Here is a 25,756-nt window from a genome sequence, read left to right as displayed (position 1 = left end):
AAGATCAGGGAGGAACTTGGCTACGCCGACGTAGTCGATGAGAAGCTATCGATGATCCAGCTCGCCTCTTCAGTTGCAGGCTGAGCTACGGTCGCGCCATAGCCGACCTTCTGGAATCCACCCACTTCCGGTCATTCCCGGTAACCCGGAGTGCGCCCGATAGCGGACATTCCCGATTGCTTTGCCGCCCTCCCCGCCAAGACAAGCCCTGCTCTCGCTCCGCCAATGTGCTGCATCTGCGAAGCAGCGGTTTGACGCAGGCGGCTTTGGCTCTATGTCTCGCGCGATGGAATCGCGCTCCTGTCTTCCTGCCCCGCCGCGGCTGGCAAGCCTGCTGGTGGAGAGCCGCCTGGCGTTGTTCCTCGATTTCGACGGGACGCTGGTAGAGATTGCCGATGGTCCGGATGCGATTGCCGTGCCGCACGCGCTGGCGGAGCGGCTCCAACGCCTCGCTGCACGGGTGAACGGCGCGCTGGCGCTGGTGAGCGGGCGCAGCATCGCCAACCTCACCGATTTTCTCGGCCCGCTGCCGCTGCATCGTGCCGGGTCGCATGGCGGCCATGTGCTCGGCCCTGACGGCGCGCCGCTGCGCGAGGCCGAACCCCTGCCCGCGCCGGTTGTCGATGCGCTGGGCGCGTTCGCGCAGGGCAACGGCTTGCTGCATGAACGCAAGCCCCACGGCGGCGCGCTGCATTACCGCGCACGGCCTGATCTCGAAGACGAGACACGCCGCTTCGCCGATACACTGGCGAGCGAACACGGCCTCGCCACCAAATCGGGCAAATGCGTGATCGAACTGGTCTGGCCCGACGCGGACAAGGGCGGCGCGGTCGATCTGCTCACCGGCAGCGCGCCATTCGCAGGCGCGCTGCCGGTGTTCATCGGCGACGACGTGACCGACGAGGACGGCTTTGCCGCCTGCGTCCGGCACGGCGGCTTCGGCATTGCCGTGGGCGAGCGCGAATCCGCCGCCGCCCGTTATTCTCTCCCAAGTGTAAAGGACGTCCACGCGTGGCTGGAACTGTGACCCCCGATCTCGAACTCTGGCCGATCGGCAATTGTCAGGTCAGCGCGCTGATCGACCGCGAAGGCGCGGTGGTGTGGTCTTGTGTGCCGCGGGTCGATGGCGATCCGGTGTTCTGCTCGCTGCTCAACGGCGACCAGCGCGAAGCGGGCATTTGGCGGTTCGAACTGGTCGGGCAGGTCAGCGCGACGCAGGAATATATCCGCAACACCCCGATCCTCGTCACCCGGCTCGAAGCGGAGGACGGCAGCGCGGTTGAAGTGCTCGATTTCTGCCCGCGTTATGAACACAAGGGCCGGATGTATCGCCCGGTTGCGATCAGCCGGATCGTGCGCCCGGTGGCGGGCCATCCGCGCCTGCGTGTCGTCATGCGGCCGCTGCGCGATTACGGCGCGGCGCTGGCCGAGACCACCCATGGTTCCAACCACATCCGCTATCTGGTCGGGCTGCAAGCGCTGCGTCTCAGCACCGATGCGCCGGTCGGCTTTATCCTCGAACAGCGCACCTTCCGGGTGGAGGAGGACATGCATTTCTTCCTCGGCCCGGATGAGCCGTTCATGGGCAACCTGCGCGAGGAAGTGCGCCGGATGGAGCAGGCGACGCGCAAATACTGGCAGCATTGGGTGCGCAGCCTCGCCACTCCGTTCGAATGGCAGGAAGAGGTGATCCGCTGCGCGATCACCCTGAAGCTGTGCCAGCACGAGGAAACCGGCGCGATTGTCGCTGCGCTCACCACCTCGATTCCCGAAGCCCCGCATTCGGAACGCAATTGGGATTACCGCTACTGCTGGATTCGCGATTCCTATTACACGGTGCAGGCGCTGAACCGGCTCGGCGCGCTGGATGTGCTGGAGAAGTATCTCGCCTATCTGCGCAACATCGTCGACAATGCCAAGGGCGGGCAGATCCAGCCGCTCTATTCGGTGATGGGCGTGGCCGAACTTAGCGAGACCACCGCCAGCTGGCTCGCGGGTTATCGCGGGATGGGACCGGTGCGGCGCGGCAATGCCGCCTATCACCAGATCCAGCACGATTGCTACGGCCAGATCGTTCTCCCGACGGTGCAGGGCTTCATCGACCGCCGCCTGTTGCGCATGGCCGACGATCGCGATTTCGAAAGCCTGGAACAGGTGGGCGAAATGGCGTGGGCGATGCACGATCAACCCGATGCCGGGCTGTGGGAATTCCGCACGCGACAGGAAGTCCACACCTATTCGGCGGTGATGAGCTGGGCCGCCTGCGACCGGCTGGCGACAACCGCCGACTGGCTGGGCAAGGAAGATCGCGCAGCTCTGTGGCGGACACGCGCGGATGCGATCCGGGCCAAGATCGAGGCCGAAGCGTGGGTCGAGAATGGCGAAGAGGGCGGGCATTACGGCGCGAGCTTTGAAAGCGATTACCTGGACGCCAGCCTGCTGCAGATGGTCGAACTGCGGTTCCTCAGCCCCGACAATCCGCGCTTTCTATCGACCTTCGCGGCGGTGGAAAAGCACCTCAGGCGCGGCGACTTCATGCTGCGCTATGCCGCCGAGGACGATTTCGGCGCGCCCGAAACCGCCTTCAACGTCTGCACCTTCTGGTTGATCGAGGCGCTGCATCTGGCCGGGCGCAGTGAAGAGGCGCGGCGGCTGTTCACCACCATGCTCTCTCACACCACCGCATCGGGCTTGCTGAGCGAGGATCTCGACTACAACAATGGCGAATTGTGGGGTAACTTCCCGCAGACCTATTCGCTGGTAGGCGTGATCAACTGCGCAGGGCTATTGTCGAAACCGTGGAGTGAAGTGCGATAGAACGACTGGTCGTCATCTCCAACCGCGTGGCCGTGCCCAAGGCGCGCGGCGCGGCCGGTGCGCAGGGCGGTCTGGCGGGCGCGCTCAATGCCGCACTGAAGGATCATGGCGGCATCTGGTTCGGCTGGTCGGGGCAGGAAGGCGATGATACCGATTGCAACATCCACCTACAGCGCAGCGACGGCGTCACCACCGCCACCATCGACCTGTCGAGCCGCGATATCGACGAATATTACAACGGCTATGCCAATGCGACGCTGTGGCCGCTGTTCCACTACCGGCTCGACCTGACGCAATACGAGCGCGAGACCGCCAAGGGTTACGAGCGCGTCAACGAATTGTTCGCCGAATGCGTCAGCCCGCTGATCGAGCCGGACGATCTGATCTGGGTTCATGACTACCACCTGCTCCCGCTGGGCGAGCGGCTGCGCGCGCGCGGGATCAAAAACCGGATCGGGTTTTTCCTCCACATTCCCTGGCCTCCCACCCGCCTGTTCGTCTCGCTGCCGTTTCACGAGCGGCTAGTGCGCACCATGCTGGATTACGACCTGATCGGCTTCCAGAACGACGAGTGGCGCGAAAGCTTCCTGCATTACTGCCGCAAGGAACTGGGCGCGGAAGTGGATGATGCGAGCGGCACAATCCGCTTCGAAGGGCGCACCGCGATTGCCCGCGCCTATCCGATCGGGATCGACTGGGATCACTTTCAGGCGCAGGGCCGGACCGATGAAGCCGCGCATGCCGAACAGCGCCTGCTATCGTCCACCCGCGACCGCACCGCGATGATCGGGGTCGACCGGCTCGACTATTCCAAGGGTCTGCCCGAACGGATCGACGGTATCAGCCGGTTCTTCGACCAGCACCCCGAATGCGTGCGCGATCTGGTGTTCATCCAGATTGCCCCGCCCAGCCGCGAGGATGTGGAGAGCTATCAGCACATCCGGGCGCTGCTCGAACAGAAGGCCGGACAGATCAACGGCGCGCGCAGCGAAGTCGATTTGGTGCCGATCCGCTACGTCAATCGCGGCTATTCGCACGCCGAGCTTTATGGCTTTTTCCGTGCCGCCAAGATCGGATTGGTGACACCATTGCGCGACGGGATGAACCTCGTCGCCAAGGAATATGTCGCGGCGCAGGACCCCGATGATCCGGGCGTGCTGATCCTGTCCCGCTTTGCCGGGGCCGCGCAGCAGCTCGAAGCGGGCGGGGCCGGTGCAGTCATGGTCAATCCCTACAGCCCGGATGACATTGCCCAGGCAATCGGCCTTGCGCTGGACATGCCGCTACAGGAACGCAAGGCCCGTTACGCAGCGATGATCGGCACGATCCGGGCGGATAATGTGCAGGCTTGGACCGATCGCTTTTGCGCCGATCTCGCCGCGAGTCGGCCGGACTGAGCAAGGCCCGCGCGCCTTCGGCGATGTGACGAAAGCGATGGCTGCCGCATAGTCGGCTTTGTGCGATCTATCGCAGAAAACGGAAACGCAGCTTCCGACCCGATTTCGGTCGTCCAAAAAGTGTCAGGTCCTTGGCATACAGGACCAGATCGATTGGCGCTGCACCGGGTCGGCGCTCAGGTTCCGAACGGTGCGACGAGCTGCTGCGCGGACGCTTCGGCGATCAGCTTACCGTCGTCGCTGCGGAAATCAGCACGAACTGTAAGTAACTGCTTTGTTGTCGCCACGACCCGAGCTTCGATCGACATGGGGTGTGCCCTGCCGACCCTGATGAAATTGACCTGAAGGTTGATGGTCCGAAAAGCGGCATCGGGCGGCACCATGGTCATTGCAGCAAACGCGAGTGCTTGGTCAGCGAGGGCAGCTATGTAGCCGCCAAACAGAGAGCCATCGGAATTCAGCAGCTCAGGCGCTGGCGTCCAGTCCTTCTTGATCCACCCTTCGCCCCATTCCCGAAGGGTGCCAAGCCGCAGCGTCTCTACGACCGGCGGAGTAATCGCCGTGCCCGCAACAAGTGCGTCCAACCGCTCCATTGCCCAAGTCATCATCATCTCCCTTCCTCGACTTCGACAACGATATGAGCAAAGCTCCGCTTTTCTTACTCCAGTTCCAAGAGGGGCAAGGCATCGCGAGTATGAACGAACAAGTTGTTCCAGAGCAGAGGGTTAGCCCGCGCCAGCAGCGCTCAATGGCAACCGTGGACGTGATTATTGAGGCGGCGGCTCAGGTTCTGGAGATCGCGGGTGAGGCCGGATTCAACACCAACGCCATAGCTGAACGCGCCGGCGTGGGGATCGGCTCAATCTACCGCTATTTCCCGGACAAACATGCGATCCTTGTAGAGATGGGCAGGCGCGAGATGGCGCGCGTGGGCGCGGAACTCAGAATCGATCCGGGGCCCATAGCGGGCCGCCTTGCTGCCGACCGACAAGCGATCCGAACCTTTCTGCGCGCCTTCGGCGAACGAACACGTGCGCGGCGGGTGGTGGTGTTGGCGTTGTTGGGCCAGTTGTCAGCTGAAGAGTTGCAGACGGCCTTTGCCCAGGCTGAAGCGGGCCTGGCGAGCCGCATCGCAGCTCCGCTTGATCGGATCCAGCTTTTTGTGCTGAGCCGTGCCCTGCTTGGTGCGATGCGAGCTGCCGTGTTGGAAGATGCCGACTTCCTGTTGTCGCAAAAGTTCGAGGATGAACTCGTCCTGCTTTCCCGGACTTACGCCAGTGCTGCCAGTGGCAGACTCTCGGACTGATACGAGAGATTGCTGTCCTTCAGCAAACCACCCATCATCAGCCATCCACGCGGATCACCCCCGCAGCCCGAAAGCAGCCGCGCTACTGCGTCCAGCCTTCGCCCATCGCATCGGCCAGCACGGCGGCGCGCAGGGCGGCGATGCCCATGCCCTTTTCGGCGCTGGTCAGATGGATTTCGGGGTGCGCGGCGACGTGCTTCTTGGCTTCGGCGGCGGTTTTTTCGGTCACTACGGCAAGGTCGCTCGCCTTGATCTTGTCGGTCTTGGTCAAGACGATCCGGTATCCGACCGCGGCCTCATCAAGCATCTTCATCATCGCCCGGTCGACATCCTTCAGCCCGTGGCGGCTATCGACCAGCACCAGCGTGCGGCTGAGCACCTGCCGTCCGCGCAAATAGGAGTTCACCAGCGCCTTCCACTTGTCGACCACCTTGATCGGCGCCTTGGCAAAACCGTAGCCGGGCATGTCGACCAGCCGGAACAGCGGCAGCGCGCCCTCCTCTTCCGGGCGGCCCACATCGAAGAAATTCAATTCCTGCGTGCGTCCCGGCGTCACCGAGGCGCGCGCAATCGCCTTGCGGCCCGTCAGCGCGTTGAGCAGCGAGGATTTGCCAACGTTCGAGCGTCCGCAGAACGCGATTTCGGGCACCGCCGGTTCGGGCAGGAACTTCAGCTGCGGCGCGGACAGCAGGAAGTCCACCGGCCCTGAAAAGAGGCGGGATGCGGCTTCCTCGCGTGCGGCCTGCTGGATTGCGTCGATCTCGTCCACGCTAGCTCTTTGCCGCCTTCTTGGTCTCGGCCTTGTCCTTTTCCTTCGCGCTCGCTGCCTTCAGCTGTGGGTGCTTGGAGTAGAGGTAGCTCTGCTGGGCCAGCGTCAGGAGGTTCGACGTCACCCAGTACAGTAGCAGGCCCGCCGCGAACGGCGCCATCACGAACATCAGGATCCACGGCATGATCGCGAACATCTGCTGCTGGATCGGGTCCATCGCGGTCGGGTTGAGCCGGAAGGTCAGCCACATCGTGATGCCGAGCAGGATCGCCAGAGGACCGATCGCCAGGAAGCCGGCGACCTCGAACGGCAGCAGCCCGAACAGGTTGAGGATATGCGCCGGATCGGGCGCGGACAAATCGCGGATCCACAGCGCGAAGGGCTCGTGCCGCATCTCGATCGCCAGCACCAGCACCTTGTAGAGCGCAAAGAAGATCGGGATCTGAATCAGCATCGGCAGGCACCCGGACAAGGGATTGACCTTCTCGTCCTTGTACAGCTTCATGATTTCCTGCTGCTGGCGCTGCTTGTCGTCCTTGAAGCGTTCCTGGATCTCTTTCATCTTCGGCTGGACGGCCTTCATCGAGGCCATCGAGGCAAAGCCCTTTTGCGCGATCGGGAACATCAGGGCGCGGATGATCACAGTGAGCAGGATGATCGCCACGCCGAAATTGCCGACCAGCCCGTTGAGGGTACGCAGCAGCCACAGAATCGGCTTTTCGACGACTTCGAACCAGCCCCAACTGATCGCCTTGCCGAAATAGGTGATCCCTGCGTCCTCGTAGGCATCGAGAATTTCGCTGTCCTTCGCCCCGGCGTACAGACGGGTGGACTGCGTTACGCTGCCACCGGCCGGCACGGTGTCGGCAGCATAGATGAGATCGGAACGGAACAGGTTGTCACCCAGTGCGCGGAATCCGACACTGTCGGTTTCGCCGCTCGCCTGCCCTGCGGCACCGGGCACCAGCGCGCTCAGCCAATACTGATCGGTAAAGCCGAGCCAGCTGGCCGCACCTTCCGGTGTTTCGCGCCCGAGTTCGGCGAGTTCGCTGTAGGAATGGGGATCCCACAGCGTGCCGCCGAACACACCTACCGGGCCGGCATGGGCCACGAACTGATCGGGCGTGGCGTTGCGGTCGGTGCGCTTGATGAGCGCAAAGGGCTGGATGATCGCCGCAGTGCCGCTGGTGTTGGCTGCAGTCTGGGTGGCGGTAATCATGTAATTTTCGTCGACCGCAAAGCGGATCGAATAGGTGATCCCGTCGGGACCGGTGCGGGTCAGGGTGACGGGGCTTTCGGGCGTCAGCCTGCCGCCATCGGCCTGCCAGCGCGCATTGGAGGGCTGGCGCACTCCGCCAGTGACGAAGCCGAACTCCGCGAAATACTGATCCGGCGTCGCTTCTGGCGCGAACAGGCGGACGGGGCCGGAATCCTTGTCAACCTCCTGCCGGTAATCCTTGAGCACGACATCATCGATCCGTGCGCCCACAAGGTTGATTGAACCGGCGATGCGCGGCGTATCGATCGCCACCCGATCCGGGCTGGCAAGCGCGGCGGACAGATCGACTGCCTGCGCCGGTGCGGCATCCCCGCCCAGATCGCCCGCGACCGTGGTGGTGCCCGGCGCGCCCGCAGCGCTGGTCTGCGCGGCCGGATCCGCCTCGTCCATCGGGGCGGTCAACGAAGCCTGAGGATAGAAATACCCTACCCCGACTTCCCAACCGAGCAGGAGCAGGCCGGAAAGCACGACGGCGAGCAGGAGATTACGCTGATTGTCCAAGATAATGCCCTGAAAAAGTACGAGACGAGGTGTATTATGGGATTAGAACGGTTCGATTTCCAGCCCCAAGGGTCTGGCTACGGCACCGGATCGTGCCCATGCCCGCCCCAAGGGTGGCAGCGCATTAGCCGCTTAAACGCCATCCATCCACCCATTGCCGCACCATACTTGCCAATCGCCTGAATCGCGTATTCGCTGCACGAGGGTGCGTAGCGGCAGGAGGGCGGCAGAATGCGCGAAGGGCCAAGCTGCCAGCCGCGCGCGATGAGGATAAGAACGCGCTTCACCGCCCGCGATTCCCTTTACGCGGCCGCCGCCCGCCCGATGGATCGCCCTTGCCGTCGCGTGCGCGTTCCAGGGCGCGGCCAAGTTCTTCGGCCAGCAGCGCGAAATCGCGCTCCACCCCGCCCGCGCGGCCGATCAGCACATGATCGTGATCGGGCAGGCCTTGCGTCGGCAGCGCGGCGCGCAGCAGTTCGCGAAACCGCCGCTTCATGCGGTTGCGCACCACCGCGTTGCCGATCTTCTTGGTGACGGTGATGCCGAAGCGGATCCCCTGCCCGCCATTGGGCCGCGTCAGCAGCACAAACCCGGACCGCGCATTGCGGATGCCGGAATTGGCGCTGAGAAAATCGGCGCGTTTGGTCAGCGTCTTGATCGATGCAGTCGCGCTTGCCGTCTGAGTCATTTGTTTACGCCCTCAAACGCCGGGCGGCGAACATCCGTCCGCCTTGGCTTCGGCCTACCGGCCGGCGCGTCGTCACGCTTGCGAACCGCTGCGCGGTTCGAATCGGTCTGCCCATCGGTACCATAAACGCAAACGGGCTCCCAAGGGGAGCCCGCAAGCGCGACTGCGCGCCCGCAGCGACGCGGCCTTCAGGCCGCATGAGCGAGGAAATCGCACCCGCGGAGGCGGGTGCGGAACAAATTAAGCGCAGAGCTTCTTGCGGCCGCGGTTGCGGCGGGCACGCAGCACCTTGCGGCCACCGGGGGTCGCTTTGCGTGCAAAGAAGCCGTGGCGACGGGCACGCACGAGATTGCTGGGTTGGAACGTCCGCTTCATATCATCCTCGAAAAACTGGAGCCGGGAGTCCGGCGCGCGGCCACCGCAGGGCAGCCGGTATCAGGTGGGCGCGCTTATGGGAAAGCCGTGGGCGAGTCAAGCAGCGCAAATGGCGCAAGGGCAAGGCGTGGGGGCGGATCGGCCCAGAAATCGATAGCGGCAAACCATGGCAGCGCAGCCACGTGCTCGGCAACCAGCGCCAACGCAGCCTGCGCATCTTCGCCCAGCACGCAATGGTCGGGCAAGGCGGCGAGCAGCACAGGCTCCGCCAGCAACGGCTCAATCTGACTGGGTTCTTCGGTCGCCGGGACTGCTTGCGGCGCGATCCAATGCGCCATTTCGCTGCCCTTCAGCCACAATGCACTGGCATGCGGCACCGAATTGGTCATCGCGTAAAAGGCGCGGGCCTCTTCATCACTCATGCCCATTTCGGCATAGTAATCCAGATAGAGCCGGTTGGCGGGCGCATCGGAGGCGAAATCGGCGGGTTCGCGCCCGGCTTCGTCGCGCCAGGAATGCACCGCGAACAGCGCGCCCGGAGCCATGCTCCGACGGGTCCCGGCAAGGAACAGTTCGACCGCACCCGAGCGCGCCGATCCGCCTTCGGGCACATGGGTCGCCAGCCCGGCGGCGCGGATGGCCCGGCCCAGCTTGAGATTGGCCAGATCGTTGCGGGTACCGGGCGCATCGAGAAACTCGATCACCTCAAGCCCCGGATAGGCTGCCAGCATCGCGGCGAATGCTTGCGGCGAGCCAACGCTGGTCGAATCGACGAGCGCAGCGCGCCGTTGATCAAGCACGCTAAACGGGCCGAATTGCGCAAGACCCAGCTCCGCCGCCGCGCGCGGCACCGGACGGGCGATGAAGCGCACCGGCTCCTCGATCACGGTTTCGGTGACGGTCACTCCATCTGCATGAGTTTCCGCGCGGGTGACGGTGGCGGTGCCCAGATACGCCGCCGGAACGATGCTGGCGGGGCTTTCGTCCACCCGCACCCAACGTTCCGTCGCCGGATCCCATTCCTCGACCCAGCTGATGCGCTCCACCACCCGCGCTCCCGATTGGGCGAGCGCTGGCGCAGTGGGCAACAGCAGCGCGCAGGCGGCAAGGATCAAGGCAAGGGCGCGGTTCATGGCGGCACACTGGGCCTGCGCGCGTTCCGAAATTGCCAAGATTTATGCTTTAAAAAAGCCTTACCGACCGCCCCAAGCCGCTCGACAAGCCTCTCTGAAGGCTGCACTAACGCGGGCCGGGGGGGAATAGGGGGCAAGCAAATGGTCGCGCTGGTCAGAACCGTAGCCTATCTCGGGCTGGAGGCGCGCGCCGTCGAAGTGCAATGCCAGGTCGCGCCCGGCATGCCGCGCTTCACCGTGGTCGGCCTGCCCGACAAGGCGGTGAGCGAAAGCCGCGAACGCGTGCAATCGGCACTATCGGCGATGGGCCTTGCGCTGCCGCCCAAGCGGATCACCATTAACCTGTCGCCCGCCGACCTGCCCAAGGACGGATCGCATTACGACCTGCCGATCGCGCTGGCGCTGCTCGCGGCTATGGGCGTGACCGATGCCGAACAATTGGGCGACTGGATCGCGGTGGGGGAACTGGCGCTGGATGGCCGCGTGGTCGCCAGCCCCGGCGTGCTGATCGCCGCACTCCATGCGAGCGAACAGGGCACCGGGCTGATCTGCCCCGCCGAACAGGGGCCGGAGGCGCGCTGGGCCAGCGGCGTCCCGGTGCTCGCGCCGCGCGATCTGGTCAGCCTGCTGGGGCATCTCAAGGGCAGCCTCGTTCTCGACGAACCTCCGCGCGGGGCTGTCGCCGATGCCGCGATCGGCAATAATCTGAAACAGGTGAAGGGGCAGGAAACCGCCAAGCGCGCGCTCGAAATTGCGGCGGCAGGCGGGCACAACCTGCTGATGGTCGGCCCGCCGGGTTCGGGCAAGAGCCTGCTGGCGAGTTGCCTGCCCGGCATCCTCCCCGACCTCGCTCCGGCCGAGGCGCTGGAGGTGTCGATGGTGCAATCGGTCGCGGGCACGCTGGAGGCTGGCCGAATCAGCCGCGCCCGGCCGTTCCGCGCCCCGCACCATTCGGCCAGCATGGCAGCGCTGACCGGCGGCGGATTGAAAGTGCGCCCCGGCGAAGTCAGCCTGGCGCATCTAGGCGTATTGTTCCTCGACGAATTGCCTGAATTTCAACGCCCGGTGCTCGATTCGCTGCGCCAACCATTGGAAACCGGCAAGGTCGATGTCGCCCGCGCCAATGCGCACGTCACCTTCCCCGCGCGCGTGCAGTTGGTTGCGGCGATGAACCCGTGCCGCTGCGGTTATGCGGGCGATCCGGCGCGCAATTGCAACAAATATCCCCGCTGCGTGGGCGATTATCAGGCGCGATTGTCCGGGCCGCTGCTCGACCGGATCGATCTGCATGTGCACGTCGCGGCGGTCAGCGCGATCGATATGGCCCTGCCCCCGCCCGCTGAGGGCAGCGCCGAGGTGGCGCGCCGGGTTGCCGCCGCCCGCGCCTTGCAAACAGCGCGAGGCGTGCGCTCGAACGCCGAATTGGAAGGCGACAAACTCGATCAGTTCGCCACCCCGGACGAGGCGGGGCGCAAGCTGCTGTTGCAGGCGGCGGAAAAGCTGCGCCTGTCTGCGCGCGGCTATACAAGGATGCTGCGGGTCGCGCGCACCATCGCCGATCTCGCCGGGGCGGAGACCGTCAGCCGCGTGCATGTTGCCGAAGCGCTATCCTATCGGCTGACGACGGGTTAAGAGGCCGCGCACGGCCGCGCTCCCCTAACCCGTGGCCGATCAAGGGCGCATTGGCGATTACAGACGATCCTTCAGCAATGGTGGCCGAGCGGCCCGTCAGCGCGCCTGCCGCATGGGGCGGGCGGCGGCGGCAGCGTGCGATCAGCCTTGCCATCGCGCTGGCCATCGAGGCGCTGATCGTCGCGCTGCTATTCACTCTGGGTGCGCAAATTGCAGGCGATCCGGACAGCGAAACGGTGGTGACCGAATTCACCGCTGTCGAATTTGCCGCACCGCCCGAGCCGCAGCCCGAATCGCAGCCCGAGGAAGCGGCAGAGGCCGCGACCCCGCAGGAAACGCAGCCGGTCCCCGATCAAGCCTTGCCCCAGCCGCAGCCGCTTCGGCCTTCGCCGCTCGCGCTTGCGCCCCTGCCCGCTGCCCCGCCGCCGCCCGCGCCTGCACCGCCTGAGCCGGAAGCCCAACCCAGCCCCACCCCGCCCAAGATCGGAGCGCGGATCAGACCCAATCGCAGTTACGGCCCGGCGGATACCGGCGACCCGCGCAGTTCGGGTGACAGTCAGCAGGTCGGCACTGCGCCCAATGGCGAGCCGCTTTATGCCGCACGCTGGTATCGCGAACCAACGCGGCAGGAGCTTAGGGGCTATCTATCCACCGCGACTCCGCCGTCAGCGGCGCTGATCGCTTGCCGGACCGTGCCCGATTATTATGTCGAAGACTGCGTGCTGCTGAATGAAAGTCCGCAAGGCTCGCAGATCGGGCGCGCGGTGATGGCGGCGGCGTGGCAGTTCCGGGTGCGCCCCGCCCGCGTCGGCGGACGCGAACAGTTCGGATCATGGGTGCGGATCAGGATCGATTACGGGCTGGAGAGCCGCCCGCAGCGTTAGGCGCGCAGGTGATCGCGGATCACCGCGCAGAAATCCGCCCCCCAGGTCTCCAGCTTCTTTGCGCCAACGCCCGAGATCGTGCCCAGTTCGGCGAGCGTCTCCGGACAGCGATGCGCCATGTCGCGCAGCACCGAATCATGGAAGATGACATAGGCCGGGATGCCGTGTTCGCTGGCGAGTTCCTTGCGCCGGTTCCGCAGCGCTTCGAACAGGGGGTTGCCGACCGGGTTGGGCGCGCCCTCATCCCGCGTGCGCCGGCCACGGCGTTGCCGCACGGGCGGCTCGGCGATGGCGACGGCAGCTTCGCCCTTCAGAACGCTGCGCGCCTCTGGCCCCAACATCAGCCCGCCATGCTCGGTCGCCGCCAGGATTCCGCGCGCCGCCAGCGTCCGCGCGAGCGGGCGCAGCAGCCGCGCCTCTTGCGCGCCAACGATCCCGAACACCGACAATTTGTCATGAGCGCGGGACGTGATGCGTTCGTCATTTTGCCCGGTCAGCACCTTTTCGATATGGCCGATGCCGAAGCTCTGCCCGGTGCGATAGACCGCCGAGAGCAGTTTCTGCGCCAGTTCGGTCGTATCCACCACCTGCGGCGGATTGGCGCAATTGTCGCAATTGCCGCACTGAGCGGGTGGGTGCTCGCCAAAGTGCTTCAGCAGGATCGCTCGGCGGCATTCGGGCGTTTCGACCAGCGCAGCGAGGCTGTTCAAGCGCTCCTGCTCGCCCGCCAGCCGCTCTGGCTCGACATCGTTCAGCCATTGCCGCGCACGGGAAAAATCGCTCACCCCCCAGAACAGGTGCGCTTCGGCCGGGTCGCCGTCGCGGCCCGCGCGGCCGGTTTCCTGATAATAGGCCTCGATCGACTTGGGCAGGCCGGCGTGGATCACAAAGCGCACATCGGGCTTGTCGATCCCCATGCCGAAGGCAATGGTTGCGACCATGACCATGCTTTCCGATCGCACGAACGCGGCCTGCGTTTCGGCCCGGCGCTCAGGGTCGAGGCCCGCATGATAGAAAGCACTCTCCCGCCCGGTGCGCGCGATTTGAGCGGCGATATCCTCGGTCGCCTTGCGGCTCGGCGCGTAAACGATACCCGCCCCCGGCAGGCGCGCGAGCAGGTCGGCGATCTGGCGCGGGCCGTTATCGCGGGCTGTGATGGCATAATGGATATTGGGCCGATCGAACCCGGCGACGATCAGGCCAGCATCGGGAATGCCCAACTGGCGCAGGATATCCACCCGCGTCGCCGGATCGGCGGTGGCGGTAAGCGCGAGCCGCGGGACCTCCGGGAACCGATCGAGCACCGGGCGAAGGCTGCGGTAATCGGGGCGGAAATCGTGTCCCCATTCGGACACGCAATGCGCCTCGTCGATGGCGAACAGCGCGATTTGCGCCCGCTCCAGCAAGTTCTGGAAACCCGCGGTCGCAGCACGTTCGGGCGCAACATACAGCAGATCGAGCGCGCCTGATCGAAACGCCTCGGCGGTGGCGGCGTTGTCGGCATCGGCCGATGTCATCGACGCCGCGCGGATGCCCGCCGCGCTGGCCGAACGGATCTGGTCGTGCATCAGCGCGATCAGCGGGGATATGACGATTGCGGTGCCTGTCCGAGCGAGTGCCGGCACCTGATAACACAGGCTCTTGCCCGCGCCGGTCGGCATCAGCGCAAGGCTGTGCTGCCCCTGCATCACTCGCGCAATCACCGTCTCCTGCTGCCCGCGAAAGCCGGGGAAGCCGAAGGTGCGGCGCAGGATATCGTGACATTCGGAGGGAAGGGCCGCGCTCATTCCCGCCGCCCTAGCCGATGCGGCGGGCAGAAGGCACCCGCACCGAGTCGCTATCAACGGGTTATAGGGCGGCGGCTTTCTTTGCGGCTTCGAGATCAACCACGTCGCCCTGGCCCAGTTCCGCGCCGGGGTTTGCGATGGTTCCGTCCGCGCGTCGCCCGAGATTTTCCGGGCGGGTCAACCATAAATCATGATGGCCGAGGATTCGCCCGTCATGCGCCAGAATTGAGACCGGACCGATCGGCAACCGGTCACGCTCGTCGACGAGCACCGGGTCTTCGATGACCTGTTCGTTGCCGTATTTCTGGCCCCACTGGCGCAGCGCCAGCATCGCCGGGAGCAGATCGAAGCCCTTATCGGTCAGGCGATATTCGATCTTGCGGCGATCATCGGCACAGGGTTCGCGCTTGAGAATTCCGTGCTCGACCAGCTTGGCGAGGCGGTTGGAGAGGATGTTGCGCGCGATTCCGAGTTCGGTCAGGAATTCCTCGAAATGTTTCAAGCCATTGAAGCTGGCGCGCAAAATCATGAACGACCAGCGTTCGCCCATCACTTCCAGCGCCTGCGGCAATCCGCATTCGATCAGGTCACGCAGCGGTTCTCTCAAGTCGCCCATATATCAGTCCCTTCCCCGTCCGGGGTCATGTGTAACCGCTTTTGCGGGCAGTCACAAAAAAATTTCAATTTTCAGTTGCAATAAGAAACCTAGGAAGTTAGGTAGCGAATAGCAACTGGTTTCGAATTGAAATGTTGCATTGCAAAATAAGATAACAGAGGCCACAGGGCAACCCGCCCAAAACAATACAATGCAAAGGACAACCCCGATGACCAACACCCTCTCCCTGAACCGCACCGGCAAGCTTGCTGTCCTCGCCACCGCCATGGTCTACACCGGCCTCAGCTTCGGTGTTGCCACCGCGACCCCCGCGAATGCGGCCGCCAGCGCCTATTACACCGCCACGCTTTCGGCCCCAGCCGGTGAAAACCGTGCCGTCGCCGGCGGCGTTGCCTGGGCGTGCGAAGGCACCACCTGCGTCGCCAACAAGGCTCCCGCCCGCCCGCTGCGCATCTGCCGCGGCCTGAACCGCAAGTTCGGCGAAATCGCCACCTTCAAGGTCGATGGCGAGGAGCTGGCGGCTGAAGAGCTGGCGAAGTGCAACGGCTGATCCAGCGCCGCAACTGATCCCCGCCGTGCGTGCACCTCTCCAGCCCGCACGGCACTCCACGACCCCCGGCGCACCTTCCGCAAGGCGCGACCGGGGGTTTGTTTATACCGATACCAAACAGATCGGTGCTGACATCGAACCCCACGGGTTCGCAAGGCCACACGGCCACCCCGCAGCCGCTCGCTCGGCGCACGCGAAATAGCGGCGAAGACGTTCGCCCGGATCGGGCGAGCGAAAGACTTAGAGCAGGCCGGCGTCGGCCAGCGCTGCTTCAAGGTTCGCCGAATCGGTGAACAGGTGCGCGTTCCAGCCGCGCGCGCGTGCCGCGGCGATATTGGCGGGGTTGTCGTCGGTGAAGAACAGATCGGCGCCCCCCCGTCCGGTACGCTCCTCGACGATTTCGTAGATGCGTGGGTCGGGCTTGGCGACCTTCTCCACGCCCGACACGACGATGTCTGCGAACAGCTCGAAGATCGGCTGGGTCGGGCGGAACATGTGCCAGAACTCGTCGCCGAAATTGGTAAGGCAGAACAACGGCACGCCAGCCGCCGCCAACCGCTCGACAATTTCGTGCGAGCCGGCGACCGGTCCCGGCACTGTTTCATTGAATCGGCTCGCATAGGCGCGGATCAGCGATTCGTGTTGCGGAAACAGCGCAATCCGTTCGGGCACCATGTCCCCGAGCGCGCGGCCGCGGTCATGTTCGAAATGCCATTCCTCGGTCACGACATGGGCGAGGAACCAATCGAGTTCCTCAGCGTCATTGATCAGCTTTTCGAAAAGCGCGCGCAGTTGCCATTGAAACAGCACTCGCCCCACATCGAACACCACAGCGCGCCGCAAACCGTCATTCTCCACGTCGCCCACTCCACAAAAGTCCGCGGCCCGCACTCCGGTAAGGAGGCGGGCCGCTGAATTCACCGGCTACCGCATCGGCAGCCGCACCACGCATCAATCAGCCCTGGCGGGCCTTGAAGCGACGGTTGGTCTTGTTGATGACATAGGTGCGCCCTCGGCGACGGATCACGCGGTTGTCGCGGTGGCGACCCTTCAGCGACTTGAGGCTGTTGACGATCTTCATGGCTCAATCTTTCAAATGACAAGCGCGCCGGAACCAGTCCGACGCGCGGAAATCTGTGTGGGCCGATAGCGGCTGGTGGGCCTCGCGTCAACGCGAAGTATCGACCCTGGCGCCGCTCTCCCCCTCGCGCAGATCGGCCAGTTTACGCTCCCACGCTAGCGCATGGGCGATGATCGTGTCGAGATCGGCATGGGCCGGATCCCAGCCTAGAGTCGCGCGCAAGTGGCGCGAATCGGAGATCAACGAATCGGGGTCGCCTGCGCGGCGCCCCTGAAGGCGCCGGTCGAGTTGGCGATTCGTGACCCGGTCGACCGCATCGAGCACCTCCAGCACCGAGAAGCCCCGGCCATAGCCGCAATTCATCGTCAACGAGCGTGATGGCTCGGCAATCAGCGCCTCCAGCGTCAGCACATGCGCCGCCGCCAGATCGCTGACATGGATGTAGTCGCGCACGCCCGTCCCGTCCGGCGTCCCGTAATCGGTGCCGAACACCGCAACCGATTCGCGCATGCCGAGCGCCGCCTCGATCGCGACCTTGATCAGGTGCGTCGCGCCCGCCGTCGATTGCCCGCTGCGCGCATCTGGATCGGCCCCGGCGACGTTGAAATAGCGCAGCACGCCGAAGTTCATTGGATGCGCGGCAGCGACATCGGCGAGCATCTGTTCGGTCATCAGCTTGGACCAGCCATAGGGGTTGATCGGGCGCTGCGGGGTATCTTCGGAAACGGCGGCCACGTCGGGGATGCCATAGGTTGCCGCTGTGGAGGAGAAGATGAAGTGCGGTACGCCTGCGGTCACCGCTGCCTCTATCAGGGCGCGGCTGTTGGCGGTGTTGTTGCGGTAATACTTTAGCGGATCGGCGACGCTTTCGGGCACCACGATCGAGCCGGCGAAATGCATGATCGCGCCGCGCCCATCGCCCATGCCCTGTTCGTCGAAGATCCGCGCCAGCAGCGCGGCATCGGCGATGTCGCCTTCATACAGCGGCACATCGTCAGGGATCGCGAAGCGGAAGCCGGTCGACAGGTTATCGATCACCGCCACCGGCCAGCCCGCATCCTTCAGCGCGAGCACGGCGTGACTGCCGATATAGCCGGCACCGCCGGTCACCAGCACGGGAGGCTTGTTCTGCACCTTCATACGATCGGCCTTAGCACGGATTGCGGTTAGAAAATCTCAACCTGGAGCAGACAAAGCAGGCCTGTCCACATTCCGGTGCGACCTCTATAAGCGGTCGGCTACGAAAGGAACCCCGGCATGAACAGCACCTCCTTTATCCGCCTGCTTGCCCCAGCGATCCTGAGCGCTGCAGCGCTCGGCCTGTCGGCCTGCGCCACCACGCCCTATACCGGCCCCGTCGAAGTCACCCGCTTTGTCGCGCCCGATCCGGCCGGGCTGGGACAGGGGACGATTGCGCTGACCTTTCCCGATGAAATCGGCAACCCCGGCGCGCGCGCGGCCTTTGCCGCGGCGGTCGGAAGGGAACTGACCAGCCTCGGCTATACCGTAGTGCCCGAGGGCGTGCCCGCCGCGCAGACTGCAGCGATCCGCACCAGCCGCAACGGCATCGCCGCTGCGGTGGAAAATCGCCGCGGGCCGGTCAATGTTGGGGTCGGCGGGCAGACCGGCGGCTTTGGCTCGGGCGTGGGCATGGGCGTGGGGATCAATCTGGGCGGCGGGCGCGAAAGCCCCAGCGTGCTGACCGATCTTTCGGTGCGCATTTCCCGCACCGATGGCGAAACCCTATGGGAAGGCCGCGCGCAGATCGCCACCGGAGTCAAATCGCCCTACTCGCAAATCAACACCAGCGCCGCCACACTTGCAGCAGGGTTGTTCAGGGACTTTCCGGGTGGCAATGGCGAAATGGTGACGATCGACGCAAAGAAGCTTCAAGGAACCCAATGACCCCCATGTTTGTGGATGCCGCATTCGACAGCGGCAATATCGAGGTGATCGGCATCGAAGGCCGCACAGCGCGCCTTACGATCCGGCGCGATAGCGAATCCGAGTTTTTCCAGTGGTTCCATTTCCGCGTCGCCGCCAAAGCGGGCGAAGAGATCGTGCTCAAGATCACCGGCCTCAATGCCAGCGCCTATCCGGGCGGCTGGCCCGATTACGACGCCTGCGTTTCTGAAGACCGTGATTACTGGGCGCGTGCGGCAAGCACGTTCGACAAGGACGAGGATAACGGCACGCTGACGATCCGGTACCTGCCCGCGTCGGACGTGTGCTGGTTTGCCTATTTCGCGCCCTTTTCGACGGAGCGGCACCACGATCTGATTGCCGAGACCGCTGCTTGCGAGGGCGTGGATTATTTTCGGCTCGGCACCACGCTGGATGGCCAGCCGATCGATTGCCTCGAAATGGGCGAAGGCGAAACGCAGGTGTGGCTCTATGCCCGGCAGCATCCGGGCGAGACGCAGGCCGAATGGTGGATGGAGGGCGCGCTGGATTGCCTGACCGATCCTGCCGACCCGGTTGCGCGGACGCTGCGCAAGGCGTGCCGGATTCATGTCGTTCCCAATTGCAACCCAGATGGTTCGCGGCGCGGGCATCTGCGAACCAATGCAGTTGGCGCAAACCTGAACCGCGAATGGGCCGAGCCGACGGCGGAACGCGCGCCTGAAGTACTGGCGATCCGCAACCGGATGGATGCGACCGGCGTCGATTTCGCGATGGACGTCCACGCCGACGAAGCAATCCCGGCGGTGTTCATCGCCGGGTTCGATGGCATCCCGTCATGGACCGAGGCGCAGGGCGCTGGTTATAATCGCTACCAGCGCATCCTCGACCGGCGCACGCCCGATTTCCAGACCAAGCTGGGCTATCCGAAGGCGCGCGCCGGCTCCGCCAACCTTGCCATGAGCACCAATCAGGTGGCGCAGCGGTTCGGCGCGGTCGCGATGACGCTGGAGATGCCGTACAAGGATCTGGCCGATTTCCCCGAGCCCGAACAAGGCTGGTCGCCCGAGCGGTGCAGGCTGTTGGGCCGCGAATGCATGGCGGCGCTGGTGGAGTGGCTGGAAGGGCGCGACAGCTAGGCGAGCGCCCTAGCCAAGATGCGAAGGGCCGAAGGCGTGCGGCAGCAGCGCGGATAGCGCCACCCGCCGAACATCGTCCTTGCTGACGCACAGCACCAGCGGATCGGTTGCGCCCAATGCGGCGACCTCGTTCAATACCTGTCGGCAGCGCCCGCACGGCGTGATCGGCTGGCTATCTGCCTTCAACCCGACCACGGCGACCGCCACCAACCCGCCGCGCCGCCCTCCGCCCAGCGCCTTGGCCACCGCGACAGTCTCGGCGCACAACGCGAGGCCGTAGCTGGCGTTCTCGATATTGCAGCCGGTCAGGATTGCGCCGTCATCGAACAATAGCGCCGCGCCCACGGGATAGTCCGAATAGGGCGCATAGGCGTGTTCGGCAGCGGCAAAGGCTGCGGCGATCAGTGCCTGTTCCTGCGACGGCACAAGGCTCATTTCTGCACCACCACCCATTCGATCGGCTCCTCGCTTGCTGCGGTCATCCGCTGGCTGTTGGCGCTCCATAGCAGCCATGGACGCCCGGCATAGTCGGGCCGGGCGCGGTCACGCATCAGCCACAGGTCCCGGCTCAGCGTGTTTGCGGTGCGGTGGCGCAACTCGAACGCGGGCGAAAGCTTAAGGATCACCGGCTTTCCGGCATGCATCTCGATCTGGTTGATCAGCGTCATCAACTCGCTTTCAACCGCCGCATCGCTCACAGCCGGAGCGCAGCCGTCGGCAAGCCGGGCAAGGCCGATTGCGGGGGGCAGCAGATCGGGGTCACGCGGCACCATCTGCGCGAAAGCACCGCTTTGCCCGTCGGCCCGGACGCAAGGATCGAAATCGAGCACCACCCCGACCTGCAACCCCGCCTCGCGCGCACGCCGGAACCGTTCGGAGAACGCGATGCCTCCGTTGACGAAAGGTTCGGCGACCAGCGGAATATAGGCAAACTGCGCGCCGATGGCCTTCAGCGTCTCGAACTTCACAGCAGCAGTGCCGGCGGGCGCTACCGCGCCTTGTTCGGGATAGAGCGCTTCATCCGGGTGCCAATCGCGCATGTCCCACCACAGCCATGCGGCGAAGGCGAAGGCAACCAGCCCCGCCAGCGCAAATCCGCGCAGCATCCAGCGGCGGGTGGCCCCGTGCGGCGTCCCACGCGCCGAAGCGGTCCGTTTGCGAGCCATTGCGCCCCTCAGCCCTTGATGTGCAGCACGCAAATCAGCGTGAACAGCCGACGCGCAGTGGCGAAATCGGTGTCAACCTTGCCCTCCAGCCGTTCGAGCAGCAGTTCGGCGGCATTGTTGTGGATGCCGCGCCGGGCCATGTCGATCGTCTCGATCTCCGAAGGCGTGGCCTTGCGGATGGCCTGATAATAAGAATCGCAGATCGCGAAATATTCGCGGATCGGGCGGCGGAACCTCGCCATGCCGATCAGCAGCGTTTCCAGCAATTGCCCGCCTTCGTCGCTGACATCCATCGCCAGCCGTCCGTCATTGACCGACAGGTGCAGGTGATACGGCCCCTTGCCTCCACGCTCGGCGGCCCGCAGCGGCTTGAAGGTGTTTTCCTCGATCAGATCATAGATCGCCACCCGGCGTTCCTGCTCAACATCGGCGTTGCGCCACAGGATCGTCGCCTCGTCGAGCGTAACCTTCGCAATACGATAGGAACCCGAGCCTCCGGCGGCGGGCGAAATGGGCAGGGAATCGGGCGGCAGATCGGCCATATCGTCTGCCTTCGCAGATGGAGGGGCCGCACTTCAAGCACTTCGACGAAATCTCCACGCTATCCACAGCAAACGAAAAAAATATTGGCGGCTTTCGCCCTTGCCTGATGCCCCCTGCAAGGCGCATCAGGCGCGCATGGCCGAACCCGAAAAAGTCACTCCGATCAACCCTGCACCCCCCGCCCCGGACGCCGCGCCGCGCAAGCTGCCGTCCAATCTGGAGGCCGAGGCCGCGTTTCTGGGCGCGGTGCTGATCGATAACCGGGTGATCGAGGAGCTGCAGGTTCCGGTCCGGGCAGAACATTTCTTCGAACCGCTCCATGCGCGAATCTACGAGCGCGTGCTGGTGCTGATCGAGCGCAACGCCACCGCCTCGCCCGTCACCTTGCGCCCCTATTTCGAGGCGGACGAGGCGCTGAAGGAACTGGGCGGCACCAGCTATCTGGCGCAGCTTACCGCCAGCGGTGCGGGCCTGCTCGCCCCGCGCGAGCTGGCGCAGCAGATCTATGACCTAGCCTTGCTGCGCGAGCTTGTCAGCGTCGGTCGCGGGTTGGTCGAAGGGGCGCTGGATACCTCCGAAGACACCTCGCCGCTGGACCGCATCGCGCAGGCAGAGGCCGATCTGTTCCGCGTGGCCGAAGGCGCGGCGACGGGGCGGGAGGCGGCGAGTTTCCGGGATGCCGCGCTCACCGCGATCAAGATGGCCGAAGCGGCGATGCAATCAGGCGGCGGATTATCGGGCAAGACCACCGGGCTGGCCACTATCGACCAGAAAACCGCCGGCCTGCACAATTCCGATCTTATCATCCTTGCTGGGCGTCCCGGCATGGGCAAAACCTCGCTCGCCACCAACATCGCCTTCAACTGCGCGGAACAGCATCTCGAATGGCAGCGCGACGGGGGCGAGTTCAATTACGGCGCGCCGGTCGCCTTCTTCAGCCTGGAAATGAGCGCCGATCAGCTCGCCACGCGTATTCTGGCCGAACAGGCCGAGATTTCGTCCGAAGCGCTGCGCAGCGGTAAGTTGAGCCGCGAGGATTTCCAGAAGCTGAGCTTCGCCAGCCAGCGCCTTTCCGAGCTACCGCTTTATATCGACGATACCCCAGCGCTTACCATCGCGTCCTTGCGCACCCGCGCGCGGCGGATGAAGCGGCGGCACGATATCGGGCTGATCGTCGTCGATTACCTGCAATTGCTGCAAGGATCGGGCCGCGCCAACGACAACCGCGTGAACGAAATTTCCGAAATCAGCCGGGGTTTGAAGACGCTGGCCAAGGAATTGCAGGTGCCGGTGATCGCGCTGTCGCAGCTCAGCCGTGCGGTCGAACAGCGCGAGGACAAGCGCCCGATGCTGTCCGACCTGCGCGAATCCGGCTCGATCGAGCAGGACGCGGACATGGTGTGGTTCATCTTCCGCTCGGATTACTACCAGATGCTGGTCAAGCCCGACACGCCCGATGCCAACTCCACTCCAGATGTGCAGGAGAAATACCGCGCATGGGAGGAGAAGTTCGAACAGATGGTGGGCAAGGCGACGCTGATCGTTGCCAAGCAGCGCCACGGTTCAACCGGCAATGTGCCGCTCCACTTCCAGAGCGATATCACGAAGTTCACTTCGCCCAGTTTCAAGGACTATTCGGACTACGGGTACGAGTAAGGGGCGCCGCAGCGAAGCCGGGCAGCCCCTGCCTCAATACATATGCTGGCCGCCGTTGATGCTCATGGTCGATCCGGTCATGAATCCGCCATTTTCGCTGGTGAGGAAGGCGACCCCGCGGGCGATTTCCTCTGCCATACCCAATCGGCCGACCGGGATCTTGGCGACGATCTTTTCCAACACCGGCGCGGGCACCGCCGCCACCATGTCGGTATCGATATATCCGGGCGCGATGGCGTTGACCGTCACCCCGAACTTCGCCCCTTCCTGCGCCAGCGCCTTGGTGAAGCCGTGGATGCCGGACTTGGCGGCGGCGTAGTTGACCTGCCCGTATTGGCCCGCCTGCCCGTTGATCGAGCCGATATTGACGATCCGGCCCCAGCCGCGTTCCCGCATGCCGGGGAAGGTCGCCTTGGCCATGTTGAAACAACCGCCCAAGTTGACGCGGATCACCTCGTCCCAGTCGGCATAGCTCATCTTGTGGAGCGTGCCGTCGCGGGTGATTCCGGCATTGTTGACGACGATATCAACAGGGCCGAATTCCGCTTCCACGTCGGCGCAGCCGGCCATACAGGCTTCGTGATCGCCCACGTCCCACTTGCGTGCAGGAATGCCGGTGGCTTCGGAAAACGCGCGCGCCTTGTCTTCATTGCCGGCGAAATTGGCGATGACCGTGTGGCCCTGACGCTGGAGCCGCTGGCAGATCGCTTCGCCGATCCCGCGCGTTCCTCCGGTTACGATGGCTACCCGGCCCATGACATTTCCCCCTTGATGCGATTGCTTGTGTTCGCACACTAGCCTTGACGTAACGTCAGGGAAAGCAGGGAATAGCTATGCGCTGAGTGGATCGACTGGCGGAGATACAAGGTACGGCTCGCAGGAATATGAACGGACCCCCACGCTGCCCTGAGGTGTCAGAACTTGATCTGTGTCCCGACGTAGACCGCCTGGCTATCCTGCACCGAATTGGTAAGCGGGTCGAGCCGTTCGCGTTCCTGCGAATAGCGCACGCCCGCCGTCACGTTGAGATTGGGCGAAAGGCGGAAGCTACCGCCCACGCCCACCGTTTGTGCGCCAATCGCATCGAGCGTGTTGGGCGAACGCCCGGCAATCTCACGGTCTTCCAATTCGATCCGTGGCTGCAGGCGCGAGGGCTCATTGTCAGCCTTGGGACGCGAAGGTTCGAACTGCGCCAGATCGGGCAGCTCCATGCGCCGCACCTGGGAGGGCAACTCGATGGGGCGGGCAAAGCTCTTGTAACCGCGTGCCGTGCCGAGCTGGAACCGGCTTGCCTCAAGACCCGACAGCCCGGCGCCGCGCCCCGGGACGGCATCAATCGCCTTGCGAACGGAAATGGCACGGGCTTCTTCGCTGTCGACCCGCACTGCCACGGTCACCGTGCGTTCACCCGCAACCGGCGTCGCCCCGGCGGGCGTAAAGCGAATGCCGTGGGCCCGGGCCTTATCGGCCACGCGAGCGGCAAGTTCCGGATCAACCGAAGCCGGGGTAAAGACGTTGAGACCCAGCGCCTGGATTGAGGTCGCTGCGGACGGCACGCTCTTGTCCGCGAGCGCCCAACCCGCGCTCGGCAAAGCCAACGCCAGCACGCCGCACACAGTCAGCATCGGCAGCTTGCGCTGCACCTTTGCTGTAATGTGTAGCCCGTGTGACATCGCGTTGTTCGCTTCCCCGTTTGAAATGAATCGGTTGTCGCCGTTCATTCATGAACATGACCTTGACCGAGTCGTCCCGGCAAGCCCTTAAACTGTGATAGGCGCGCAAAGCTATGTTGCAATGGCTTTGCCGCCGGGGTCTCCGGATTCGCCGGTAATCTGTGGCCTCAGGCACACAGAATCTTCCTTCGTACGCCGCCAGCCTCAAGTTAAGCGGAGGTAAAGGGCATCAGGCCTCTGCAGGAGAAGGCAAGCGGATTGCACGCGCTCCGCCGCTCACCTGCGCATCGAAGCTTGCCGCGCAGGGCATGAGGGCTATAGAGCGTGGGCGATACAGATGATGAGGAAACCTCCCGCAGTGACACGCGCCAATTCCGTCCGCTCCCGTGCCCCCTTTGCAAGGGTGATGACCGCTGCTCTCATAGGCGGCGCAATGACGTTGCTCGCCGCTTGTGGAGGCAATGAGCGTCCGCGCACCGAATTACAGGCCGCGCAGCTCAACACCATCGGCGTGAACGCCTACCTTTGGCGCGCCGCGCTCGACACGGTGAGTTTCGCGCCGCTGCTGCAGGCCGACAGCAATGGCGGCGTGATCGTGACCGATTGGTACGCCAACCCCGCCAATCCGGGCGAGCGGGTGAAGCTGACGGTGACGATCCTCGATCAGGACCTGCGCGCTGATGCACTGCGGGTCGCGGCCAGCCGTCAGGTCAGCGAGACCGGCAACTGGGTCGAAGCCCCGGTACAGGCGGCGACCGTGCAGAAGCTGGAGGACATCATCCTGACCAAGGCGCGCGATCTGCGCCGCCAAGCGCTCGCTTCCTGAGCCCTGCTCGCTTTCTAAACGCCTTTTTCGGGCGCC

28 protein-coding genes are annotated in these 25,756 nt (G+C 64.5%); 11 read left to right on the top strand and 17 right to left on the bottom strand.

The features are described 5' to 3' along the window. Positions 1 to 286: 286 nt before the first annotated feature. From otsB to J3454_RS11620, 3 genes are read left to right on the top strand one after another with little or no spacing between them, the layout of a single operon-like run. Entirely contained in the window at positions 287 to 1,027 is a 741-nt protein-coding gene (gene otsB, locus J3454_RS11630; protein WP_349513909.1) for a trehalose-phosphatase, read from the top strand. Further along, the gene (locus tag J3454_RS11625; protein WP_349513908.1) at positions 1,012 to 2,817 is read left to right on the top strand and encodes a glycoside hydrolase family 15 protein; all 1,806 of its coding nucleotides are present in this window, start codon (positions 1,012 to 1,014) and stop codon (positions 2,815 to 2,817) included. The genes otsB and J3454_RS11625 overlap by 16 nt, the downstream gene beginning before the upstream one ends. Continuing rightward, positions 2,814 to 4,214 carry an alpha,alpha-trehalose-phosphate synthase (UDP-forming) gene (locus J3454_RS11620; protein ID WP_349513950.1) on the top strand — a complete coding sequence of 467 codons (1,401 nt, stop codon included), beginning with the start codon at positions 2,814 to 2,816 and terminating at the stop codon, positions 4,212 to 4,214. The genes J3454_RS11625 and J3454_RS11620 overlap by 4 nt, the downstream gene beginning before the upstream one ends. 176 nt (positions 4,215 to 4,390) lie before the next feature. Here the strand turns inward: J3454_RS11620 and J3454_RS11615 are convergent, their stop codons facing one another. Beyond that, positions 4,391 to 4,825 (bottom strand): PaaI family thioesterase, encoded by a 435-nt coding sequence (locus tag J3454_RS11615; protein WP_349513907.1) that lies wholly within the window; start codon positions 4,823 to 4,825, stop codon positions 4,391 to 4,393. 83 nt (positions 4,826 to 4,908) lie between these two features. Here J3454_RS11615 and J3454_RS11610 point away from each other — a divergent pair, with 83 nt between their 5' ends. Next, positions 4,909 to 5,520 (top strand): TetR/AcrR family transcriptional regulator, encoded by a 612-nt coding sequence (locus J3454_RS11610; protein WP_349513906.1) that lies wholly within the window; start codon positions 4,909 to 4,911, stop codon positions 5,518 to 5,520. An 82-nt stretch (positions 5,521 to 5,602) separates the two neighbouring features. Here J3454_RS11610 and yihA read toward each other — a convergent pair whose 3' ends face one another. The 6 genes from yihA to J3454_RS11580 all read right to left on the bottom strand — a co-directional run bounded on the left by yihA (position 5,603) and on the right by J3454_RS11580 (position 10,265). Continuing rightward, positions 5,603 to 6,289 (bottom strand): ribosome biogenesis GTP-binding protein YihA/YsxC, encoded by a 687-nt coding sequence (gene yihA, locus J3454_RS11605; RefSeq protein ID WP_349513905.1) that lies wholly within the window; start codon positions 6,287 to 6,289, stop codon positions 5,603 to 5,605. Position 6,290: 1 nt separating this feature from the next. After that, a complete protein-coding gene (yidC, locus tag J3454_RS11600; RefSeq protein WP_349513904.1) occupies positions 6,291 to 8,069 on the bottom strand; it encodes a membrane protein insertase YidC in 1,779 nt (592 codons plus the stop codon). Between the two features lie 77 nt (positions 8,070 to 8,146). Next, positions 8,147 to 8,356 carry a membrane protein insertion efficiency factor YidD gene (gene yidD / locus J3454_RS11595; RefSeq protein ID WP_349513903.1) on the bottom strand — a complete coding sequence of 70 codons (210 nt, stop codon included), beginning with the start codon at positions 8,354 to 8,356 and terminating at the stop codon, positions 8,147 to 8,149. Continuing rightward, positions 8,353 to 8,757 carry a ribonuclease P protein component gene (gene rnpA / locus J3454_RS11590; protein WP_349513902.1) on the bottom strand — a complete coding sequence of 135 codons (405 nt, stop codon included), beginning with the start codon at positions 8,755 to 8,757 and terminating at the stop codon, positions 8,353 to 8,355. Before rnpA ends, yidD begins: the two co-directional genes overlap by 4 nt. A 240-nt stretch (positions 8,758 to 8,997) precedes the next feature. Beyond that, positions 8,998 to 9,132 (bottom strand): 50S ribosomal protein L34, encoded by a 135-nt coding sequence (rpmH, locus tag J3454_RS11585; RefSeq protein WP_036801591.1) that lies wholly within the window; start codon positions 9,130 to 9,132, stop codon positions 8,998 to 9,000. Positions 9,133 to 9,206: 74 nt separating this feature from the next. Continuing rightward, positions 9,207 to 10,265, bottom strand: a complete 1,059-nt coding sequence (locus tag J3454_RS11580) for an alpha/beta hydrolase (RefSeq protein ID WP_349513901.1) — start codon at positions 10,263 to 10,265, stop codon at positions 9,207 to 9,209. Between the two features lie 141 nt (positions 10,266 to 10,406). On the opposite strand from J3454_RS11580, the gene J3454_RS11575 reads away from it, so the two are divergent. Together J3454_RS11575 and J3454_RS11570 are read left to right on the top strand one after the other, a co-directional pair. Further along, a complete protein-coding gene (locus tag J3454_RS11575; protein WP_349513900.1) occupies positions 10,407 to 11,897 on the top strand; it encodes a YifB family Mg chelatase-like AAA ATPase in 1,491 nt (496 codons plus the stop codon). A 50-nt stretch (positions 11,898 to 11,947) separates the two neighbouring features. Next, positions 11,948 to 12,781, top strand: coding sequence for a hypothetical protein (locus J3454_RS11570; protein WP_349513899.1), 834 nt, complete (start codon positions 11,948 to 11,950; stop codon positions 12,779 to 12,781). Here the strand turns inward: J3454_RS11570 and recQ are convergent. Both recQ and J3454_RS11560 read right to left on the bottom strand, forming a co-directional pair. Beyond that, a complete protein-coding gene (gene recQ / locus J3454_RS11565) occupies positions 12,778 to 14,568 on the bottom strand; it encodes a DNA helicase RecQ (RefSeq protein WP_349513898.1) in 1,791 nt (596 codons plus the stop codon). The two genes, J3454_RS11570 and recQ, sit on opposite strands and share 4 nt — an antisense overlap. Positions 14,569 to 14,629: 61 nt before the next feature. Then, positions 14,630 to 15,184, bottom strand: a complete 555-nt coding sequence (locus tag J3454_RS11560; protein WP_349513897.1) for a winged helix-turn-helix transcriptional regulator — start codon at positions 15,182 to 15,184, stop codon at positions 14,630 to 14,632. A gap of 208 nt (positions 15,185 to 15,392) precedes the next feature. Here J3454_RS11560 and J3454_RS11555 point away from each other — a divergent pair, with 208 nt between their 5' ends. Then, positions 15,393 to 15,734, top strand: coding sequence for a DUF8200 family protein (locus J3454_RS11555; protein ID WP_349513896.1), 342 nt, complete (start codon positions 15,393 to 15,395; stop codon positions 15,732 to 15,734). Positions 15,735 to 15,974: 240 nt separating this feature from the next. Here the strand turns inward: J3454_RS11555 and J3454_RS11550 are convergent, their stop codons facing one another. The 3 genes from J3454_RS11550 to galE all read right to left on the bottom strand — a co-directional run bounded on the left by J3454_RS11550 (position 15,975) and on the right by galE (position 17,955). After that, positions 15,975 to 16,592, bottom strand: coding sequence for an HAD-IA family hydrolase (locus J3454_RS11550; protein WP_349513895.1), 618 nt, complete (start codon positions 16,590 to 16,592; stop codon positions 15,975 to 15,977). A gap of 97 nt (positions 16,593 to 16,689) precedes the next feature. Next, the gene (gene ykgO, locus J3454_RS11545) at positions 16,690 to 16,815 is read right to left on the bottom strand and encodes a type B 50S ribosomal protein L36 (RefSeq protein WP_029724010.1); all 126 of its coding nucleotides are present in this window, start codon (positions 16,813 to 16,815) and stop codon (positions 16,690 to 16,692) included. 87 nt (positions 16,816 to 16,902) lie between these two features. Further along, on the bottom strand, positions 16,903 to 17,955 hold the full coding sequence (gene galE, locus J3454_RS11540) for a UDP-glucose 4-epimerase GalE (RefSeq protein WP_349513894.1): 1,053 nt from the start codon (positions 17,953 to 17,955) through the stop codon (positions 16,903 to 16,905). Positions 17,956 to 18,072: 117 nt separating this feature from the next. Between galE and J3454_RS11535 the strand changes: the two genes are divergently transcribed. Both J3454_RS11535 and J3454_RS11530 read left to right on the top strand, forming a co-directional pair. Then, a complete protein-coding gene (locus J3454_RS11535) occupies positions 18,073 to 18,720 on the top strand; it encodes a hypothetical protein (RefSeq protein WP_349513893.1) in 648 nt (215 codons plus the stop codon). Then, positions 18,717 to 19,856 (top strand): M14 family metallopeptidase, encoded by a 1,140-nt coding sequence (locus J3454_RS11530; protein ID WP_349513892.1) that lies wholly within the window; start codon positions 18,717 to 18,719, stop codon positions 19,854 to 19,856. The genes J3454_RS11535 and J3454_RS11530 overlap by 4 nt, the downstream gene beginning before the upstream one ends. A gap of 9 nt (positions 19,857 to 19,865) precedes the next feature. Here J3454_RS11530 and J3454_RS11525 read toward each other — a convergent pair whose 3' ends face one another. The 3 genes from J3454_RS11525 to J3454_RS11515 are packed head-to-tail and all read right to left on the bottom strand — an operon-like array spanning position 19,866 to position 21,564. Continuing rightward, positions 19,866 to 20,309, bottom strand: a complete 444-nt coding sequence (locus J3454_RS11525) for a cytidine deaminase (RefSeq protein ID WP_349513891.1) — start codon at positions 20,307 to 20,309, stop codon at positions 19,866 to 19,868. Next, a complete protein-coding gene (locus tag J3454_RS11520) occupies positions 20,288 to 21,022 on the bottom strand; it encodes a glycoside hydrolase family 25 protein (protein ID WP_349513890.1) in 735 nt (244 codons plus the stop codon). Before J3454_RS11520 ends, J3454_RS11525 begins: the two co-directional genes overlap by 22 nt. A gap of 8 nt (positions 21,023 to 21,030) precedes the next feature. After that, positions 21,031 to 21,564, bottom strand: coding sequence for a UPF0262 family protein (locus J3454_RS11515; protein ID WP_349513889.1), 534 nt, complete (start codon positions 21,562 to 21,564; stop codon positions 21,031 to 21,033). 136 nt (positions 21,565 to 21,700) lie between these two features. On the opposite strand from J3454_RS11515, the gene J3454_RS11510 reads away from it, so the two are divergent. Beyond that, positions 21,701 to 23,221: a replicative DNA helicase gene (locus tag J3454_RS11510; protein WP_349513888.1), complete on the top strand. Its 1,521-nt coding sequence runs from the start codon at positions 21,701 to 21,703 to the stop codon at positions 23,219 to 23,221. Between the two features lie 33 nt (positions 23,222 to 23,254). Here the strand turns inward: J3454_RS11510 and phbB are convergent, their stop codons facing one another. Both phbB and J3454_RS11500 read right to left on the bottom strand, forming a co-directional pair. After that, complete coding sequence (gene phbB, locus J3454_RS11505; protein ID WP_349513887.1) at positions 23,255 to 23,977, bottom strand: acetoacetyl-CoA reductase; 723 nt, start codon at positions 23,975 to 23,977, stop codon at positions 23,255 to 23,257. Positions 23,978 to 24,135: 158 nt separating this feature from the next. Then, positions 24,136 to 24,894: a hypothetical protein gene (locus J3454_RS11500; protein ID WP_349513886.1), complete on the bottom strand. Its 759-nt coding sequence runs from the start codon at positions 24,892 to 24,894 to the stop codon at positions 24,136 to 24,138. 433 nt (positions 24,895 to 25,327) lie between these two features. Here J3454_RS11500 and J3454_RS11495 point away from each other — a divergent pair, with 433 nt between their 5' ends. Then, positions 25,328 to 25,720, top strand: a complete 393-nt coding sequence (locus J3454_RS11495; protein WP_349513885.1) for a DUF3576 domain-containing protein — start codon at positions 25,328 to 25,330, stop codon at positions 25,718 to 25,720. Positions 25,721 to 25,756: the final 36 nt, after the last annotated feature.

The sequence above is a fragment of the Erythrobacter sp. NFXS35 genome (assembly GCF_040148725.1).
Classification (GTDB): Bacteria; Pseudomonadota; Alphaproteobacteria; order Sphingomonadales; family Sphingomonadaceae; genus Erythrobacter.
Note: the sequence above shows the minus strand (reverse complement) of the source record. Positions and strands in the feature narration are given on the sequence as shown.